This window comes from Aliiroseovarius sp. F47248L (assembly GCF_023016085.1).
In the GTDB taxonomy this organism is placed as follows: Bacteria; Pseudomonadota; Alphaproteobacteria; order Rhodobacterales; family Rhodobacteraceae; genus Aliiroseovarius.
Window position 1 is genome coordinate 59824 of the sequence record NZ_JALKBF010000001.1, and the last position, 14567, is coordinate 74390.

16 protein-coding genes and 1 pseudogene are annotated in these 14567 nt (G+C 57.4%); 7 read left to right on the plus strand and 10 right to left on the minus strand.

Translation table 11 applies throughout. The features are described from left to right. Positions 1-233 precede the first annotated feature (233 nt). Positions 234-476 carry a hypothetical protein gene (locus MWU51_RS00395; protein WP_247033015.1) on the minus strand — a complete coding sequence of 81 codons (243 nt, stop codon included), beginning with the start codon at positions 474-476 and terminating at the stop codon, positions 234-236. Positions 477-559: 83 nt separating this feature from the next. Between MWU51_RS00395 and MWU51_RS00400 the strand changes: the two genes are divergently transcribed. After that, positions 560-925 carry a YigZ family protein gene (locus tag MWU51_RS00400; RefSeq protein WP_247033017.1) on the plus strand — a complete coding sequence of 122 codons (366 nt, stop codon included), beginning with the start codon at positions 560-562 and terminating at the stop codon, positions 923-925. An 86-nt stretch (positions 926-1011) separates the two neighbouring features. Further along, a pseudogene (locus MWU51_RS00405) lies at positions 1012-1377 on the plus strand (diacylglycerol kinase). On the opposite strand, the gene MWU51_RS00410 reads toward MWU51_RS00405, so the two are convergent. Beyond that, positions 1283-1741, minus strand: coding sequence for a hypothetical protein (locus MWU51_RS00410; RefSeq protein ID WP_247033020.1), 459 nt, complete (start codon positions 1739-1741; stop codon positions 1283-1285). The pseudogene MWU51_RS00405 and the gene MWU51_RS00410 overlap by 95 nt on opposite strands. A gap of 360 nt (positions 1742-2101) precedes the next feature. On the opposite strand from MWU51_RS00410, the gene MWU51_RS00415 reads away from it, so the two are divergent. Then, entirely contained in the window at positions 2102-2695 is a 594-nt protein-coding gene (locus MWU51_RS00415; RefSeq protein ID WP_247033022.1) for a thymidine kinase, read from the plus strand. 1 nt (position 2696) lies between these two features. Here the strand turns inward: MWU51_RS00415 and MWU51_RS00420 are convergent, their stop codons facing one another. The 4 genes from MWU51_RS00420 to MWU51_RS00435 form a co-directional block, all read right to left on the minus strand. Continuing rightward, positions 2697-3647, minus strand: a complete 951-nt coding sequence (locus tag MWU51_RS00420; protein ID WP_247033024.1) for a D-glycerate dehydrogenase — start codon at positions 3645-3647, stop codon at positions 2697-2699. Then, positions 3647-3985 carry a tRNA-binding protein gene (locus tag MWU51_RS00425; RefSeq protein ID WP_247033025.1) on the minus strand — a complete coding sequence of 113 codons (339 nt, stop codon included), beginning with the start codon at positions 3983-3985 and terminating at the stop codon, positions 3647-3649. The genes MWU51_RS00420 and MWU51_RS00425 overlap by 1 nt, the downstream gene beginning before the upstream one ends. Continuing rightward, positions 3978-4802, minus strand: a complete 825-nt coding sequence (gene proC / locus MWU51_RS00430; RefSeq protein ID WP_247033028.1) for a pyrroline-5-carboxylate reductase — start codon at positions 4800-4802, stop codon at positions 3978-3980. Before proC ends, MWU51_RS00425 begins: the two co-directional genes overlap by 8 nt. 109 nt (positions 4803-4911) lie before the next feature. Beyond that, a complete protein-coding gene (locus tag MWU51_RS00435; RefSeq protein ID WP_247033030.1) occupies positions 4912-5415 on the minus strand; it encodes a YbjN domain-containing protein in 504 nt (167 codons plus the stop codon). 326 nt (positions 5416-5741) lie between these two features. Between MWU51_RS00435 and MWU51_RS00440 the strand changes: the two genes are divergently transcribed. The 3 genes from MWU51_RS00440 to MWU51_RS00450 all read left to right on the plus strand — a co-directional run bounded on the left by MWU51_RS00440 (position 5742) and on the right by MWU51_RS00450 (position 8219). Beyond that, positions 5742-7028: a lipoprotein-releasing ABC transporter permease subunit gene (locus MWU51_RS00440; protein WP_247033032.1), complete on the plus strand. Its 1287-nt coding sequence runs from the start codon at positions 5742-5744 to the stop codon at positions 7026-7028. Continuing rightward, positions 7021-7713, plus strand: coding sequence for an ABC transporter ATP-binding protein (locus tag MWU51_RS00445; protein ID WP_247033033.1), 693 nt, complete (start codon positions 7021-7023; stop codon positions 7711-7713). The genes MWU51_RS00440 and MWU51_RS00445 overlap by 8 nt, the downstream gene beginning before the upstream one ends. Before the next feature lie 92 nt (positions 7714-7805). Beyond that, positions 7806-8219 (plus strand): cytochrome c, encoded by a 414-nt coding sequence (locus MWU51_RS00450; protein WP_247033035.1) that lies wholly within the window; start codon positions 7806-7808, stop codon positions 8217-8219. Between the two features lie 155 nt (positions 8220-8374). Here MWU51_RS00450 and MWU51_RS00455 read toward each other — a convergent pair whose 3' ends face one another. Then, entirely contained in the window at positions 8375-9082 is a 708-nt protein-coding gene (locus MWU51_RS00455) for a hypothetical protein (RefSeq protein ID WP_247033036.1), read from the minus strand. A gap of 15 nt (positions 9083-9097) precedes the next feature. Further along, positions 9098-11056 carry a DNA topoisomerase IV subunit B gene (parE, locus tag MWU51_RS00460; RefSeq protein WP_247033038.1) on the minus strand — a complete coding sequence of 653 codons (1959 nt, stop codon included), beginning with the start codon at positions 11054-11056 and terminating at the stop codon, positions 9098-9100. Positions 11057-11194: 138 nt separating this feature from the next. On the opposite strand from parE, the gene MWU51_RS00465 reads away from it, so the two are divergent. Beyond that, positions 11195-12658, plus strand: a complete 1464-nt coding sequence (locus MWU51_RS00465) for a pyridoxal-dependent decarboxylase (RefSeq protein ID WP_247033039.1) — start codon at positions 11195-11197, stop codon at positions 12656-12658. Positions 12659-12728: 70 nt separating this feature from the next. Here MWU51_RS00465 and MWU51_RS00470 read toward each other — a convergent pair whose 3' ends face one another. Beyond that, positions 12729-13580 carry a DUF533 domain-containing protein gene (locus tag MWU51_RS00470; RefSeq protein ID WP_247033041.1) on the minus strand — a complete coding sequence of 284 codons (852 nt, stop codon included), beginning with the start codon at positions 13578-13580 and terminating at the stop codon, positions 12729-12731. Between the two features lie 158 nt (positions 13581-13738). Next, complete coding sequence (truA, locus tag MWU51_RS00475) at positions 13739-14506, minus strand: tRNA pseudouridine(38-40) synthase TruA (RefSeq protein WP_247033042.1); 768 nt, start codon at positions 14504-14506, stop codon at positions 13739-13741. Positions 14507-14567: the final 61 nt, after the last annotated feature.

The following is a 14567-nucleotide window of genomic DNA, read 5'->3' on the forward strand; positions in this document are numbered from 1 at the left end:
GGCCTCACCCCGAGATATTTGGAACAAGAAAAAAGAGAGGGGGATGCCCTCTCTTTCAAGCTCTCGCTTTTCCTTGTGCGGTCATCGGCGTCCCCGCCTGTACCGCAAAACCAGACTAGCCCGCATTGGTTAACAAAAGCTTACGCTTTTTCTTGTTACAAATATCCCCGCCGGAGGCATCGGCAGTTCAATTTTGCAAAGGGGAAGTTCATCTCCGTCATGTAGACGAAGGCCTACTCGTCCTTAACTTGCGTCGAGCGATAGATCCCTTCAGGCAGGTTCAGGGCTGCGGTCAGATCCCTGAGCTGCGCAAGTGACAGTGTTATTCTATGCACCAGATCCGTGCGTGGATCCCATTGCTCTAATGTGACGCAATCGTCGAAAGCATTGATGATGACATCTTCGTTCAGATGCTCTCTACCCTCGTCCACAAGGGTAACGACAGTGGCATCAAATTCGTGCTCAATGGTAAACATAGGTCGAGTTTAAGCGTTCACACGGTAAACGCCATAGCCTTGGTTAGACGCGGTCGTTGTAAACTAGGAGACAGCTGGGACATATGCAGCAATTCAGTGGGTTTCTAACGGATCGAGGGTCCAAATACGCAGTATCGGGTGGCCCGGTTACGTCGCGCGCCGATGTAAAGGCGTTTCTGAAAAAGCTTGCTCGCGACAAGCGGTTTGCCAAGGCCACCCACAACACCTGGGCTGCGATCTTGCCTGATGGCGGCCCCATCAAGGGGGATGACGGCGAGGCCGGCGCGGGACTGGTCATTCTTAGGATGCTGGAGCGGGAAGGTTTGCATGGACATATTATAGTGGTCACACGTTGGTTTGGTGGCATCAAGCTGGGCGGCGACCGGTTTCGCCGCGTGCAGGATTGTGTGGATCACTATGTTACCCATGCAAAACCGGAGGCGCGGTGATGAACCGGACGGAACTGAAACGTTTCTGGAACACCTGCCTCTGGTCTTGGGTAGGATGGCGTGCTGCATGGAAAACATAAAAATCGCTGCACCAGTGGACGATTGTATGCCTTTTATCCTGCGGTCTTGCGCTTTGGCTTGATCTTAGCCGTGGAGAGTGCGCTTTGACGCTTGCCCTGTCCATTTTGGTCGTGGCGTCCGAGCTTATCAATACGGCGATCTAGCAAGTTGTGGATCTTGTGACAAAAGACCGTCATCCGCTTGCAGAGCAGGCGAGGGATGCAGGCAGTGCCTTTGTTGCGCTGACGGCCTTGGCCGGTGGCGTCACATGGCTGGCGATCTTGATGGGTTGCACCCTCAGCTGCCGCTTTCTTCTTCCAAATGCAGCTTCATGTCGATCAGCACGTGCTGCAGCGCCAAGGTTTCGCGCAGCAGCCGTTTGGCTTCATTGATTGTGATGATGCCGTCTTCGATAGATTGCTGATACTCGCCCATCAACATGGCAAACCGTTGTGAAAGAGCGATCACGTCGGAATTGACACCGCCGCCCTGGGTGTTCTTGCGCTCTGCATCATAGGACATGGTAATGCCACGTAGCTCCGCCAGTGCGCCTGTCACATGGGGGTAACGCGCGGCCTTTTCTAAGGCGGCAACGGCGTCGACGGGCATAAACCGATCCGAGTGTTCGTCACTGTCAGAATAATACCGGCCCAGCGTTGCCTTGGATTTGCCTGTAAGCTCACAGGCGGCTTCAAGCCCCACATCCTTGACCAAAGCCTCGGTGTGTTTTTTCAGATAGCTGCCAATACTGTCCATCTTCGTAACCTCATCGCGTCCGCACTGCTTTGCGGGGAAAACCGGTTTTCTTTTCCCATTATTCTAAGCGCAATGGAATGGCTTATTTAATCCGTGGCAAGTTGGTGAGTTTATCGAGTGCTTGGTGCAGGTTGTGCCAGCGCACGGAAAGGGCCCGTCATGTGTATTATGGCGGGGATTTGGTCAGGTGATCAGGTCAGTGTCAGCAGGACACGCGTAGTGAGTTTGAGGTCCGTTCCATCCCCAGGGTTTCGACCCGCAGACCTCGGTATTGATTTCGTCTCTGCTACCCCCTTTTCGTCTGCGCTCATGTTGTCAGATGGCCTTGATCACGAGGCCTGTGCGGCGTAATCCCTGTGCATGGCAAAACTATACTTTCAGTATTCGACGATGAATGCAGGAAAATCGACCCTGCTCTTGCAAGCCAGCCATAACTATGGCGAACGTGGGATGCAGACTTTTCTGATCACTGCGCAGTTGGACAAGCGCGTTGGCGCTGCACGGATTGGTAGTCGAATCGGGATCGGGTCTGATGCTGATACATTTGCTGCCGGTGAAGACCTGTTTCAAAAAATAAAAGCGCGGTTGGATGCTGGTCCCTGCGCCTGTGTGTTTATTGACGAAGCGCAGTTCCTTGAACCTGATCAGGTGTGGCAACTGGCGCGTGCGGTGGACGACCTTGGTGTGCCGGTCATGTGTTATGGATTGCGCGTGGATTTTCAGGGCAAGCTTTTTCCCGGTTCCGCCGCCCTTTTGGCGCTGGCTGACGAAATGCGCGAGGTGCGCACAATCTGCCATTGTGGCAAGAAGGCCACGATGGTTGTGCGCCAAGACGGGGAAGGTAACGTGATGACCGCAGGTGATCAGGTGCAGATCGGCGGGAACGAAAGCTATGTTTCGCTGTGTCGGCGACACTGGCGCGAGGCGGTGGGTGATATTGCCACCGGGGCTTAGCCTAGACGGGACTGACCAGCGGCTTGCCTGCCGCGAACGCCTCCAGATTGTCCATCGCCAGCATTCCCATTGCGGTCCGGACCTCCAGCGTCGCCGTGCCCAGATGGGGCAGCAACGTCACGTTTTCGCGGGCGATCAGAGCGTCCGGAACTTTGGGTTCGAACTCGTAAACGTCCAGCCCGGCACCGGCAATTTGTACAGAGTCAAGCGCCGCGATCAGGGCGGTTTCGTCGACGATCTCGCCGCGGGCAATGTTGATCAGGATGGCGTGGGGTTGCATGGCAACGAAGGTGTCAGGGCCGATCAAGTGCCGTGTATCCGCGCCGCCGGGGACCGCGATCACCAGAATATCGCAGGTGCGCGCCACTTCCCGAATGCTGTCCATCTGTAGCGCCGGGAAGGGCAGGGATTTGGGCGAGCGGTTGAAAAACACCACATTCATCCCGAAACCATGGTGGCAACGGGCGGCGATGGCTTCGCCGATCCGGCCCATGCCGATGATGCCCACAGTCTTGCCGGTAATGTGCAAGCCTAGCATCTGCGTCGGGTGCCAACCTTCCCATCGGCCCGCACGCACCATCCGTTCACCTTCACCCGCGCGACGTGCTGTCATCAGGATTAGCGTCATCGCTGTATCGGCGGTGGCATCTGTGACGGCGCCGGGCGTGTTGGACACGGCTACGCCATGGGCGCGGGCGGCGTCCACGTCGATATGATTGTAGCCGACGCCGAAATTGGCCAACAGTTTGGCGCGAATGTTGTTAGCCGCCTTGAACACCTCGGCGGTATAGCAATCACCCAAAGTTGGCAGCACCAGATCGAAGCCGCGCAGGCTGGCGATCATTTCGTCTTGCGACAACGAGGTCGTTTCTGTGCGAAGAGTCACATCGAATGTTGCCCGAGCGCGATCAATCACGTTGTCGGGTAGGGCGCGCGAGATGAACAGCCGCATCAGTACATCCGCGCGCCGTTTGGCACGGTCTTGTCCGGCGTCAACAGCACGATATCTTCGTTGTCATCGGGCAGCCCTAGCACCAGAACCTCGCTCATCACCGGGCCGATCTGGCGCGGGGGGAAGTTGACAACGGCCAACACCTCTTTCCCCACCAGAGTGTCCGGCTCGTAATGCACGGTGATCTGGGCCGAGCTTTTCTTCTCGCCCAACTCCGGTCCAAAATCGACCCATAGCTTGATAGCGGGCTTGCGGGCCTCGGGGAAGGGTTCGGCGCGCGTAATGGTGCCTTTGCGAATGTCGACCTTCAAGAAATCGTCAAAACTCAGATCACCCATTGGCAAGCTCCTTGGATCGGTTGGCAGCGGCGGCAACAGCACGAGATAGAAGGGCGGGGAAGCCGCTTTTTTCGTTCATCAAGACCTCAAGCGCAGCGGCAGTGGTTCCGCCTGGGCTTGTCACGTTCACCCGCAATTGGGTCGGATCGTCATCGGACTGCATCGCTAGGGCGCCCGCCCCGGCGACGGTCGCCTTGGCAAGCTGCATCGACAATTCCATCGACAATCCTTGAGCAGCGCCAGCAGCGGCGAGTGTTTCGATCAGGTGGAACACATAGGCCGGTCCTGAACCGGAAACACCTGTGACCGCGTCCATCTGGTGTTCGCCGTCGAGCCGGACCACCTGCCCAACGGCGGACAAAAGCGCCTCGGCCATGTCCATATGCACGGCGGTTGCATGATCGTTGCCGCACATTGCCGTGATCCCACGCGCGATGGCGGCGGGCGTGTTGGGCATGGCGCGAATGATCGGCGTCTGGTTCCCAAGCATAGCTTCATACGTCGAAATCGGTGTACCAGCGGCGACAGACAGAAAAAGCGTGGTGCCGTTGCCGTATCCAGCCAGCGTGGGCAGCGCATCCGCCATCATTTGAGGTTTGACGGCGACCAAAACGATGGCTGGGCTGTTAGGCAAGGTCGTGTTCAGGTTCACCCCTGTCCCAGATAGCCAATCGGATGGGTATGGATCATTCACCCAGACCGACCCTGAGGGTAGCCCTTGCGCCAACCAGCCTTCCAGCATGGCGGACCCCATCTTGCCGCAACCCAGAAGCACAAGTCCGCGTGCCTCAAGCTTTTTCATGTTCCCAGCGCTCATGATGGCTCCTTCATTATTGGGCTTATGGATAACGCGGGGCTTGGGCAGGGCGCCAGCAAAAAAGCCCAGCCGAAGCCGAGCTTTGTCGTGAGAACATCATGTGGCCGGATCAGGCGCGGCCATAGGCCTCGGCAATGGCGACCTGAAGCGCGTCGTCCACACTGCGATCGGCCCAACAGACCAATTGGAAGGCCGGATAGAACCGTTCAGAAGTGGCAACCGCGCTTGAGATCAACTGGTCAATCTGCTGTGGGCTGACAATCTGTCCGCCATTCAGGGCCAGACCATAGCGATACACCATCAGTCGCTGTTCGTGCCAATAGGTGAACGCCCCGGTCCAACACATGTCATTGGTACGATTCAGCGCCTCGTAAAGGCGGGGCAGGCTTTGTTCGGGTGGTTCCATTTCAAACGTGCAGATCAGACGCAGGGTTTCGTCATAGGGCGACCAAGCCAAGGTCAGGGAATAGGTTCGCCATTGCCCTTCGACGGCCATCGCAATCTGGTCATCTGCTACACGGTCAAACTCCCACGCGTTGTGTTCCGCTATGGTTTCGACGATGTCGATGGGGTGAAGATCGTCACTTTCGATAAACTGCTCGGTCGCGGACATTGTGTTGTCCTTCCCTTCGTTTCAGCCTTACGGCGCTTTGTGCAGATGGTCTGCCAAGACCAAATGCGGCCACTAAGACTTGATGCCTGTACTAGGTTCGGCGTTCTGCGCACCTTGCCCTTACTAGATATGGTGTCAGGTCACTGACTCTCTGTAAAGACAAACTTTCGCAGGTGAAGCAGTTGTCCACAGAAAACATTTGTTTCTCCACAGGTTAACAGGGAATGACGGGAAAGGCGGAACCAAGCCAGTTTTATTGGGCCTGCTTGACGTTACCCCTCCGAACCCCCAACTTGCCGCGAAAGATCAGAGTTCAGGAGACACAGGTGTCCAAAAACACAGCCCCGTTTTCACGGTTCGAGTGGCAGATTGCGTGGCGATACCTTCGGGCGCGCCGCGCTGATGGGGGCGTCAGCACGATGACCTGGATCAGTCTGATCGGAATTACGCTGGCCGTCGCTGCTCTGATCATCACACTGGCGGTGCGCACCGGGTTTCGCGACGAGTTTGTTGATACGATCCTTGGCGCCAATGCTCATGTTGAAGTCTTTGCCCAAAGCTATGTGAACGAGAATGGGCAGGTCGAACAGTCGATAACCGATTTTGGCGGCTGGGCAGACCGCATCGCGCAAGTGCCCGGAGTTCTGCGGGCGGCCCCGTTGATCAAAGGGCAGGTCATGGCAAACTCTGGTCAGAACAATGCTGGTGTTGAAGTTTTTGGCATCACTTATCACGACCTGCTTGCCATCCCGCGCGTGGCCAAGCCCGAGAGCTTTCTGGGCGACATCACCGCGTTCGAGGACGGGATTGCCATCGGGTCCGGTGTGGCGGCTGAACTGGGTGTCGGGTTGGGTGATAAGATCAAGATCATCTCGCCCAATGGGGTGAAAACCGCGTTTGGTACCAGTCCGCGAGTCAATGCCTATGACGTGACCTATATCTTCACCGCAGGACGCTGGGACATCGACCGCACACGTGTTTATCTACCGTTTGCCGAGGCACAGAGCTTTTTCAACCGCGAAGGCACCGCCGACCAGATCGAGGTGATTGTCGAAGATCCCGAACGCGTGGATCGGTTGATCGAGGACATTTTGTCTGCCACCGAAGAGCCATCGTCCTATTGGACCTGGCGCGACCGCTCGGGCGCGTTCCTGCGGGCGCTGGATATGGAGGACAACGTGATGTTCATCATCCTGTCCGTTCTGGTGCTGATCGCGTCGATGAACATCACCTCGGGCCTGATCATGCTGGTGAAGAACAAGGGGCGCGACATCGGCATCCTGCGCACCATGGGCCTGACCGAGGGGTCGATCCTGCGGGTGTTTTTCCTGTGCGGATCGCTGACGGGGATCGTCGGCACCATCGCAGGGGTCATCCTTGGCTGCCTGTTCGCAATCAATATCGACGCCATCTTCTCGGCGGTAAATTACTTTGCCGGGGGCGGGGTGTGGGACCCATCAATTCGCGGTATCTATCGCCTGCCGGCGAAACTGGAGTTCTGGGACGTGGCGTCCGCCGTGGGCCTGTCTCTGACCCTGTCTTTCCTTGTCACCCTGTTTCCGGCGCGCAAGGCGGCCCGGATGAACCCGGTCGAGGCGCTGCGCTATGAATAACTCCGTCCTGCACCTCTCGGGCATCGAAAAGACCTATAACGAAGGCACGCCCGGCGAAATCCGGGTTCTGCGCGGCGCCGATCTTCAGATCGCGCGGGGTGAGGTCGTGGCGCTGGTCGCGCCCTCGGGGTCCGGTAAATCGACGCTTCTACATATCGCGGGGCTGCTGGATACGGCAGACGCGGGGCAGGTGGCGATCAACGGGCAGGACATGGGCGCGCTGTCGGACCGCAGGCGTACTGCGGCGCGACGCAATCAGGTGGGCTTCATCTATCAGTTCCACCACCTGCTGCCGGAATTTACCGCGCTGGAGAACATCGTCTTGCCGCAACAGGCAAATGGTATCGACGACAAAGCGGCCCGCGATCATGCGATGGAACTGATGACGCGGGTCGGCGTCGATACACGCGCGACGCACCGGCCCGCAGAGCTGTCAGGCGGAGAACAACAACGCGTTGCCTTCTGTCGGGCGCTGGCCAACCGCCCCGCGCTTTTGCTGGCGGACGAGCCGACGGGCAACCTTGACCCCGACACCGCCGACACGGTCTTTGCCGCGCTGATGGAGCTGGTGCGCGACACTGGCCTGTCGGCCCTGATCGCCACCCACAATCTTGAGCTTGCCGCGCGGATGGATCGAACGCTCAGGCTGGATGCGGGCGTGATCGTGGACGGAGCGGGCATATAAGCGCAAATCGCCGCCGCCCAAACCACCTTCCAGTTGAACGCAAACCAGCGCGTGATACTCTGCCCTCAACACCCCAACCCAAGCGAGGTTCCATGCTGCGCACCGCCCTGATCATCCCCGCCCTGACCCTGACCCTTGCCGCCTGCGGGCCGGATGGGTTGTTCACCGCAAGCACCGATAAAGTTGACGTGACGGACGAGACCGGCGCGCAAATCTTTGCAGAGAACTGCGAGTCCTGCCACGGGGCGGACGCCAAGGGCGGCGCGATGGCAGGTGCCCCCGACCTGACCACATTAACCGCCCGCCACGGCGGCAAATTCCCCGCGCGCTATGTCATGTCCACAATTGACGGCTATGCCCAAGGCACCCACCGCGGACCCATGCCCGAATTCGGCGCCTATCTGGAAAGCGAAATGGAGGTCTGGGTGGACGAAAAAGGCGTGCAAACCCCGACGCCAGGGGCCTTGGTGCGGCTGGCGGAGTATTTGGAGAGTGTGCAGGGGTGAGGTTTCGCCCGGCTGATAGGCCGGGCAGCGCCCGACCCTCCCCACGGGAGGGCGCTTTTGCAACGTTATCAGCACACGGAATGGGTTCGGGGGTTGTGAGTGGTTGCCTCACGAGAGCTGAACGAGCGCCCACCCAGGGTCGGGCGCTGCCCTAGTCATACTTCTTTGTCCGAACTGCGGTTTTTTTCGAGCTCGGACAAAGGGGGGACTAAATCCCAAAAATCAGAACAGTATCGCTTTGCTACACTTAACTGATCTTCGCAGTTGACTACATGAAATGTCCAAATTCTTATTGCTTCTTCAGTGAGCCTAGCGCATTGATTTGCAAGTTTAATTACTTGTCGATAATTCACCTTTCTCACTTCGTAGCCAGACCTTTCAAGCTTTCGGCGGTGACCACTGATGTTCTCGAGATGATGCGCCAGAATCTCGTCGCGATGGATCTTTACCGCATCGAACTCAGGACTTTTCAAAGCATTTTCGACATTCTCGGCAAGACTTTCGATTGAAGATCTGACTTTGCCAATCTCAAAAAATTCCTCCGGCCAATCAGGATGTGCTTGTCTTCGAGCGTTTTCAATATGTTGCTCCATGCCTTGAATGGACCTGACGAACGTCGGAAGCGAGTTTCCATGATTGTCCAGGATCCGGCAAACGAACATGACCATACTGCCGATGACAGCCTGAACAGCAGTATCTAGGGCGTGCCCAGAAAAGGAATCGTTGATAACTTTGGTGACTCTTTCGTTCCCGACTACCGCATCCATAAAGGCCACTTCCCATAGCGAAGCAGTGAGTCTTTTTTCTAGTTCTGCAGCTACTTGGTCCAGCTTCTGAGTGTTTTTACTTGGGCTTTTTATCATTGATAAGTTTAACCCTCAAACATCCAACTCCTCCACAAACTTCGCGTTTTCCTGAATATACTGGAATCGCAGTTCCGGCTTTTTCCCCATGAGTTGCTCAACCAAGGCCGCCGTTTCACCTGGTTCATCCTCGTCAATCGTGACGCGGATCAGCTTGCGGGACGCCGGGTCCATCGTGGTTTCTTTCAGGTCTTTCGCGTCCATCTCGCCCAGACCCTTGAACCGGCTAACGTCGATTTTCCCTTTGCCGCCCAGACCTTTTTCCAGCCACGCGTCCCGCTCGGCTTCATCAAGGCAATAGACGCGTTTGGCGCCTTGGGTCAGGCGGAACAGGGGCGGGCAGGCCAGATACAGGTGGCCTGCGTCGATCATCGGGCGCATTTGGGTGAAGAAGAACGTCATAAGCAGCGCCGCGATATGCGCACCGTCGACATCCGCGTCAGTCATGATGATGATTTTGTCATAGCGCAGGTCGTCGACGTTGAACCGCGTGCCCAGCCCCACACCCAAAGCTTGGGTCAGGTCGCTGATTTCGGCATTGGTGCCGATCTTTGAGCTGGCCGCGCCCAACACGTTCAGGATTTTGCCGCGCAGGGGCAGAAGCGCCTGCGTTTTACGATTGCGCGCCATTTTGGCGGACCCGCCTGCGCTGTCGCCCTCGACAATGAACAACTCGGTCCCTTCGCGGCTGGTGGCGGAACAATCGACCAGCTTGCCAGGCAGGCGCAGCTTCTTGGTGGCGGTCTTGCGGGCGGTTTCTTTCTCCTGCTTGCGGCGCAGACGTTCCTCAGCCCTGAGCACAAGGAAATCAAGGATTGCACCGGCGGATTTCGTGTCGGCGGCCAGCCAGTTGTCAAAATGGTCGCGCACGGATTGTTCGACCATCTTGTTGGCGCTTTCGGTCGACAGCCGGTCCTTGGTCTGCCCCACGAAGGACGGATCGGCGATGAAACAAGACACCAGCGCGCAGCCGCCTGTCATCAGGTCATCGCGGGTGATGTTGGCGGCTTTCTTGTTGCCCACCAATTCGCCATAGGACTTGATCCCTTTCAGGATCGCGGCCCAGAAGCCGGTGACATGCGTGCCACCTTCGGGTGTCGGTACCGTATTACAATAGGACTGGATGTAGCCATCGCGCGACGGCGTCCAATTGATCGCCCATTCGACATATCCGGGTTCACTGAAACGCTCACGAAACTCGACCTTTCCGGCGAAGGGTTGATCGGCATAGACCGACGCACCGCCCAGCGTTTCCTTGAGGTAATCGGCAAGCCCGCCGGGAAAGTGGAACGACGCCTCGGTCGGGGTTTCGCCGTCGTCAATGTGCGACTTCCAACGGATCTCGACACCCGAAAACAGATAGGCCTTGGACCGCACCATGGTGAACAGCCGCTTGGGCTTGAAACGGTGGTGGCCAAATATTTCCTCGTCTGCGTGGAAGGTGACATCCGTGCCCCGCCGGTTGGGGGCCGCGCCAACCTTCTCAACCGGGCCCAGGGGGATGCCGCGCGAAAACCGTTGTTCGAACAGTTCCTTGTTCTTGGCAACCTGCACGACCATCGTATCAGACAGGGCATTCACAACGGACGAGCCAACCCCATGCAATCCGCCTGATGTCTGGTAAGCCTTGCCAGAAAACTTGCCGCCCGCATGCAGAGTGCACAGGATCACTTCCAACGCCGATTTGTCGGGAAACTTCGGGTGCGGATCTATCGGGATGCCGCGCCCGTTGTCGCGGACGGTGACGGCATAATCTGCATGCAGTTCAACCTCGATCCGGTTGGCATGGCCCGCTACAGCCTCGTCCATAGAGTTATCAAGAATTTCGGCGACCATATGGTGCAACGCGCGTTCATCTGTGCCGCCGATATACATGCCCGGTCGCTGGCGAACAGGCTCCAACCCCTCCAGCACCTCGATCGAGGATGCATCATAGGTATCGTGGCCCTGATCAGCCAGAAGATCGTTGCTCATAGATTTTTTGCCCTGCATGCTGCTTTGCTTTGCTATTTGGTGTAGTATGACAGAGCACCCCGACCGGGAAAAGGGCGGGTATGCAACTTGATTGTATTAAAAGACCTTTTTTTGCTAAGATTTTTGAAGGACCGGATTGTGACGGAACAGATGAATATTAAAGGTATTGTACCTGTCGAAAGTGACCCCGATGGGCACCTTAACCCTCCCGATTGGAACGTATTTCGCGAGCAGATGCACGATTTGCTTGATCGCTGCCTTGATCGGATGTGCGCTGCCGAAAGCCATCCATGGCAAGTTCCACCAGATGACCTGACCGAGACTTATGCGATTGGGCAGGGTGGTGATCTTGTTGATCGCCTGACGAAACAAGTCATGCCCTATCACAGCGGCAACACACATCCGCAGTTCTGGGGATGGGTGCAGGGCAGTGGGTTGCCGACAGACCTGATGGCCGGGTTGGCAAGTGCCGTGATGAATTCGAATGTCGGCGGGCGCCACCATGGTGCCAATGCTATGGAGCAGGCTGTTGTCGATTGGACACGCCGCAAGATGGGTATGGGGCCGGAAGCAAGCGGTGTGCTTGTCACAGGCACCTCGCAGGCCACGGTGCTGTCATTGCAGGCTGCCAAGGTTCGCGCCATTCCAAATCTGCGGGCTGAAGGTTCGCAAGAGAAATTGACGGTTTACGCCGGAAATGGGGTTCACAATGCCACGCGTAAGGCGGTTGAACTTTTGGGTCTTGGCCACAACGCGTTGCGGCTGATCCCAACCCATCACGGCAAGATGGATGCCCTAGCCTTGGCGCAGCAGATCGCACAGGATCGCGCAGACGGTTTTATGCCGCTTGCGGTTGTTGGCACGGCCGGATCGGTGGACGTCGGCAGTTTCGATGATCTGAATGCTCTGGCGGATGTCGCGAAAGCGCAGGATATCTGGTTGCATGTTGACGGCGCTTTCGGGGCGTGGACGCGATTGGCTGGCGATCCGTGGTGTAGTCTAAGTGATGGGATCGAGCGGGCCGACAGCATTGCGTTGGATTTCCACAAGTGGATGTATGTTGGTTACGATTGCGGCTTGGCCCTGATCGCAAGCGAGGCTGATCACCGTGCCGCTTTTGCAATCCGTCCACCCTATCTGGAGGGGTTCGAAGCCGGGCTGTCCGGGGGCGACCGTTGGTTTTGCGACTATGGCATCGACCTGTCTCGTGGTAACCGCGCGCTGAAGGTTTGGTGCGCTTTGGAGATGTTCGGGGAAGAAGCATTTGCGGCCTCGATCACACGCAACTGTGCGCAGGCCGCGCTGTTGGCTGATCTGGTCCAATCGCAAGGGATGGCGCTGGTTGCCCCGGTCGTGTCGAACATCTGTGTGTTTACGGCAAATCCAGATTTGTCGCCGCAAGAACAATCGACGCTGAACAGTCAGATTGCGATCAAGCTGCAACTGGATCAGCGAGCGGTGTTTTCGACCACCCATGTAAACGGGATGACATGTTTGCGGGCTGCATTTACCAACCATCGAACGCGGGACCGTCATATCCATGCTGCGGTGCAAGATGTGAAGGCACTCGCCGAAAAAGGCGCTTTAGCCGACAAAAAATAACGTATCGACCATCTAAAATGTAGAAATGGCACCAGTTGAATGGCGCCATTTCAATCTAACCGGTTCGCGCTTAGCTATACAGCGCGGGCTCTCCCATGCGTTGATGGATTGCGTTGGCAGTGCGGGCGTCAATTCCCAATGCCTGTCCAAGCGCATGCAAGTATTTCGCTTCGGCCTGACTGTCGAGGTCCAGACCAATCAGCGACATCGCATAAACCTGCGCTTCCATCCCGCGCGGCACGTCGCGGGCAAGACCTTCGACGCTGACAGGGCGGCGGAACGCGTCGTTCACAGCATCCACATCGTCCTGAGACATATCACCCATATGCTGCATCAACGCCTCTTTTTCACGTTCATCAACACGCCCGTCACATTTGGCAGCCTGCACGATGGCGCGCAACAACACGGCAGCTTGTTGTTCCTGTTCTTGGGTAGGGGTGGCTTCGGGTGCGCCTCCATGTTGAAACGCATCGTTCAACACACCGCCAAGCGATCCAGGTGCAGGTGCCTTTGCGCCTGTCTCTACCGCTCCACTGCCAGACAGGCTTTCCAGCAGGCCACCCAAACCACCTTGTGCGGCGCCACCGCGGGCACCACCCAGCATTCCGCCGAGCATGTCCATCAAGTCGCCACCCGGAGCGGATTGTTGACCTGATTGCGCGCTTCCTCCAGGCTGCATGATGCTTCCCAGAATATCGGACAGCCCACCGCCTGAACCTTGTGTGCTGGTCGATGCCCCACCGGTCAAACCGCCCAACAGATCACCAAGACCACCTTCTGGGGAATGGTCGCTGCCAAAGATGCTTCCGGTGCCTGGATCGGATGCGGGACGCTGGCGGGCTGCGCCTTTGCTCATACTCGACACGCCTTTTGCGATCGCAGCCCCTAAGGCCATTTTTGCCAATGTTCCGACAAGACTCATTTCAATACCTCCCAGTTATATCTTGATGGATACTAAAGGAGCAGCCGCGCCGACATAAGGGGAAAGCCGGTGGACATGCGTCATTCATGAGAAGTGACCGGGCAAAACGCCCTTGAAGGAAGACCGGCGTCGCCGCCTCGGCGCATCGTGATAACGCGCTATGCGAAGGGGTCTTTGGGATAGGTCACGCCCGCCAGATACAGCCCATCGGGTGAACATACAGGTCCGCAAGCCGCGCGATCCCGCGCCTGCAACGCGCGGCTGACATCATCAGGCGACCAAGCGCCAATACCGACCCGTTCCAACGTGCCGACGAAACTGCGCACCTGATTGTGCAGGAAAGAGCGTGCGCGAATGTGGAAGCGGTATTCCGTGCCGTTGCGGATGGAAAGTTGCTCTACCCGTAACTCGTCCAGAGTTTTGACCGGACTTTCGGCCTGACAGACAGACGAGCGGAAGGTCGTGAAATCGTGTCGCCCCACCAGCCTGTCTGCCCCCGCCTGCATGGCGACCGCATCGAGCTTGTGCTTGATGTGCCATGCAAGCCCACGATCATGGGTCAAAGGTGCACGGCGGGAAATCAAACGGAACAGATACCGCCGTTCAAGTGCCGAAAAGCGTGCGTGGAAATCCTCATCCACACAGGCGCAATCAACAATCGCGACACGCAGACCACGTAGGTGATAATTCAAAGCTTCGGACAGCCGGAACGCATCCCAATCCTTTGCCAGATCGCAATGGGCCACTTGCGCTAGGCCGTGCACGCCTGCATCTGTGCGCCCTGCCGCAGCGATGGTGTGATCGCCGGGTTCCAGTTCGGCCAACGCAGCTTCGATCGCTCCCTGAACCGAGGGTTGCTCTTTCTGGCGTTGCCAACCGGCAAAACCTGCGCCGTGGTATTCGATCTTCAAAGCGTATCTGGGCATAGTATTCCGCATATCGCGCGACAAAGGGGTGGGCAAGGCAGGATACGACGGGGAGGGCGGA

Bases quoted from the DNA above. Each gene is read 5' to 3' on its own strand.
- MWU51_RS00395 (WP_247033015.1), bottom strand. From the start codon at position 476: ATGTTTACCATTGAGCACGAATTTGATGCCACTGTCGTTACCCTTGTG.
- MWU51_RS00400 (WP_247033017.1), top strand. From the start codon at position 560: ATGCAGCAATTCAGTGGGTTTCTAACGGATCGAGGGTCCAAATACGCA.
- MWU51_RS00410 (WP_247033020.1), bottom strand. From the start codon at position 1,741: ATGGACAGTATTGGCAGCTATCTGAAAAAACACACCGAGGCTTTGGTC.
- MWU51_RS00415 (WP_247033022.1), top strand. From the start codon at position 2,102: ATGGCAAAACTATACTTTCAGTATTCGACGATGAATGCAGGAAAATCG.
- MWU51_RS00420 (WP_247033024.1), bottom strand. From the start codon at position 3,647: ATGCGGCTGTTCATCTCGCGCGCCCTACCCGACAACGTGATTGATCGC.
- MWU51_RS00425 (WP_247033025.1), bottom strand. From the start codon at position 3,985: ATGGGTGATCTGAGTTTTGACGATTTCTTGAAGGTCGACATTCGCAAA.
- proC (WP_247033028.1), bottom strand. From the start codon at position 4,802: ATGAGCGCTGGGAACATGAAAAAGCTTGAGGCACGCGGACTTGTGCTT.
- MWU51_RS00435 (WP_247033030.1), bottom strand. From the start codon at position 5,415: ATGTCCGCGACCGAGCAGTTTATCGAAAGTGACGATCTTCACCCCATC.
- MWU51_RS00445 (WP_247033033.1), top strand. From the start codon at position 7,021: ATGAATAACTCCGTCCTGCACCTCTCGGGCATCGAAAAGACCTATAAC.
- MWU51_RS00450 (WP_247033035.1), top strand. From the start codon at position 7,806: ATGCTGCGCACCGCCCTGATCATCCCCGCCCTGACCCTGACCCTTGCC.
- MWU51_RS00455 (WP_247033036.1), bottom strand. From the start codon at position 9,082: ATGATAAAAAGCCCAAGTAAAAACACTCAGAAGCTGGACCAAGTAGCT.
- parE (WP_247033038.1), bottom strand. From the start codon at position 11,056: ATGAGCAACGATCTTCTGGCTGATCAGGGCCACGATACCTATGATGCA.
- MWU51_RS00470 (WP_247033041.1), bottom strand. From the start codon at position 13,580: ATGAGTCTTGTCGGAACATTGGCAAAAATGGCCTTAGGGGCTGCGATC.
- truA (WP_247033042.1), bottom strand. From the start codon at position 14,506: ATGCCCAGATACGCTTTGAAGATCGAATACCACGGCGCAGGTTTTGCC.